The following is a 338-nucleotide window of genomic DNA, read 5'->3' on the forward strand; positions in this document are numbered from 1 at the left end:
ACCTCCGACCCTCTGTTTACAAGACAGATGCTCTACCAACTGAGCTAAGTCAGCATCATGATGTCCTTAAGACGACTATTTAATCTTACAAGATTAACAATCGAATGTCAAGAACTTTTTTTAACTCTTGATGAGTCGCGAGGGGCTCGAACCCTCGACCCTTGGATTAAAAGTCCAATGCTCTACCAACTGAGCTAGCGACTCAAATGGAGGATACAGGGCTCGAACCTGTGACCCCCTGCTTGTAAGGCAGATGCTCTCCCAACTGAGCTAATCCTCCATATCAACAAGCACGGCAACTTCCTACCCTCGCAGGAGGCGTTCCTCCAACTACTATC

The 338-nt window shown here is 47.3% G+C and carries 2 tRNA genes; both read right to left on the minus strand.

The window, feature by feature from the left end:
- Positions 1-131 precede the first annotated feature (131 nt).
- Positions 132-204: transfer RNA gene (locus FC33_RS02450), tRNA-Lys, on the minus strand.
- Positions 205-207: 3 nt separating this feature from the next.
- Positions 208-280: transfer RNA gene (locus FC33_RS02455), tRNA-Val, on the minus strand.
- Positions 281-338: the final 58 nt, after the last annotated feature.

This window comes from Ligilactobacillus aviarius subsp. aviarius DSM 20655, assembly GCF_001436315.1.
Classification (GTDB): Bacteria; Bacillota; Bacilli; order Lactobacillales; family Lactobacillaceae; genus Ligilactobacillus; species Ligilactobacillus aviarius.